This window comes from Mucilaginibacter sp. P4_G9, from assembly GCF_056400985.1.
Genome location: NZ_JBFUKF010000576.1, coordinates 1 through 2,455 on the forward strand (window position 1 = coordinate 1; position 2,455 = coordinate 2,455).

General features: G+C 35.0%; 3 protein-coding genes. 2 read left to right on the forward strand and 1 reads right to left on the reverse strand.

The window, feature by feature from the left end; all coding sequences use genetic code 11:
- Positions 1-228 (reverse strand): hypothetical protein (locus AC1DPZ_RS25500; protein ID WP_477408770.1); only part of this gene is annotated, 228 nt, incomplete at its 3' end.
- 1,196 nt (positions 229-1,424) lie between these two features.
- On the opposite strand from AC1DPZ_RS25500, the gene AC1DPZ_RS25505 reads away from it, so the two are divergent.
- Together AC1DPZ_RS25505 and AC1DPZ_RS25510 are read left to right on the forward strand one after the other, a co-directional pair.
- Complete coding sequence (locus AC1DPZ_RS25505) at positions 1,425-2,063, forward strand: type IV toxin-antitoxin system AbiEi family antitoxin domain-containing protein (RefSeq protein WP_477408772.1); 639 nt, start codon at positions 1,425-1,427, stop codon at positions 2,061-2,063.
- Between the two features lie 143 nt (positions 2,064-2,206).
- Positions 2,207-2,455 (forward strand): helix-turn-helix transcriptional regulator (locus tag AC1DPZ_RS25510; protein ID WP_477408774.1); only part of this gene is annotated, 249 nt, incomplete at its 3' end.

A 2,455-nucleotide genomic window follows, 5' to 3' on the forward strand; every position in this document is an offset into this window, starting at 1 on the left:
TGTGGTTGCAGCTTTTAAAACATCATTCATACCAGTTTTTTTTGACAGGTACATTGCGCTTTTATTATTGTTGATATTGCTGTCAAGAGGGATATAATAATCCTTCACTAAAAAATCAGCGTTTTCAAAGCTTAGTTTTTCGTATGAATTGACCGGCAGGTTATTTTTTGTTTGCCCGAAAAGGCCGAATGGTAATGTGGTGATAAAAATGACTGATAGTATTTTCATAAGTATCTTTTTATCAAAGACGAATAATCCCAGCAATTGGTTGCAAAAAAAATTATTATTGTTACATATTCGTAAGTAAGCGTGATTTTAGATTAATTAAAAGCAAACAACTTTGATTAGTTAATCACTTAGAATCAAGATGTTCAATATTTAAATAGACTGTAAATCAAATAATTATGATATAATTTTTTTGGAGGGGGGACTTAAGCAGGCTTGACATGACTCCCAAATCATTCGCATATCAAATACTTTTTTATTCCCCCACAACAATTCTGCTTGATCCACAACAATTCCCCTTGATCCATGAAATGGGCGTTTATGGCATAAAAAAAGCGCCTAAATCATTGATTTAAGCGCTTTCGATGGGTTTTGACACCCTTTTAGCGGAATGGACGGGACTCGAACCATGCCAATATCTTGAACGTAATCAATGAGTTATCTTTTTAATACATCACGTGGTAACCGATTTGGTAACCGAATGTTTTGATATTAATTGATTGATTTTGAAAGAACTACAAGAGTAAATTTAATAAAAACGAGTAAATAATCCAACAATCTTTTCAATCAATTTATGATTAAGAAAAGTTTCAAACCAAGACTGGCGATAGCGAGTAATTTTCAACGTAAAGTCACAATGTGCTCCTTTGTCACATGCTATTGCTACCTTAAAAAGTGCAGTAAACTACACTTTTTAAGGTAAATTTTAGACTTTACAAGGAAGCCAAGCAAAAAGTGCAGTATATTGCTCTTTTATTGACATTGTGAATTGCTATGAAACGCGACTTTGCGCTGGTAAACCCTTGACATCTATCCGGCTACATGCTGATTGCTTAGATGAATGAGGAGTGTTTTGTTCAAAGGAGTTGGAGTTACCGGCCATTCCTGTATTATTTAAACAATTCGATCTTTCCGAACTGTTGCATTTTTTGCAAAAGTTGATTTAATGCTTTTAGTTCATAGTCGCCAGGAAATCTGCCCTTGTTCTGTTACAAAAATTGAAGAAATTTGCCTTTATTCTGTTACATGCTAAAGTTATATGTGTTATCATTTAAGATAATTGGTTATTCGCCCTTTATCTTGTCTATAACAAACAATGTATTGCCTGCCCAAAAGCTGTTTTATCTGTAAAAATTGTGTTTTTTCAATAGGATAATCGATTGCTTTTCGATTATCCTATTATTTTTTTACATTTAATTATGGATATTAATCAAACCATAGCGAATTATTCAAGGCAACCTATTACGCATCAGCTTTTGAAGTCATGGTTAAAAGATTATAAGCGGCCTAATGACAAGATCAATGCATTGAAATCAGCAGGTGTTTTAACTTCGGTCAAAAAAGGCTTTTATATTGCGGGTCCTAAATCATATTCCGGACGGCCTGAAAATGCTTTACTCGCTAACCACCTGCTTGGTCCCAGCTATGTATCAATGGATACAGCATTATCGTTTCATGGACTGATTCCCGAACGTGTTTATGCAAACGCCTCAATGACGACAAAAGCATCACGTGAGTTTAATACGCCGATAGGCTTATTTACTTATGTGCATTTGCCATTACCCTACTATGCCTTTGGTATTAATACAGTTAAACTCACTAATGAGCAAAGCGCTATGATTGCATGTCCCGAAAAAGCTTTATGTGATAAGATTATCAGTACATCAGGATTGATCATAAGAAGTGCAAGCAATGCGGGTACCTATCTCATAGATGATTTGCGAATAGATGAAGATGCATTGAAAAGGTTTAATACGCAAATGATGGATGAATGGCTACCCGTTGCTCCTAAGAGGGAAAGTCTGAAAATGGTTATTAAAATGATCAAAGGCTTATGATTAAAGAATGGTTAGAAACTTACGAGCCCTAAACTGGCCACTAATCCCGATAGGGTATAAAACGAGTATAATCATATTTAATAATCCCGATAGGGTATAATCAATAAATAAAAACCTGATATAGCCCCGATAGGGTATAGTTTATGAATTTTACTTATATTTGTACCCGAAAGGGTATAAATATGTTGTCAGAATATTTGAAGAAAAAAAGGAAATCACTAAATCTCACACAGGAAGACCTGGCATCCAAAGCGGGAGTCGGACTTAGGGTTGTTCGTGAGATGGAACAGGGAAAACCAACATTGCGGATGGATAAGGTCAATCAGGTATTGATGCTATTTGGCGCAGAACTTGGAGTGGTATCAAATGTAATTTTTGATGAGTTGTATTGG

Coding starts and splice junctions, on each gene's coding strand:
- AC1DPZ_RS25505 (WP_477408772.1), top strand. CDS start 1,425: ATGGATATTAATCAAACCATAGCGAATTATTCAAGGCAACCTATTACG.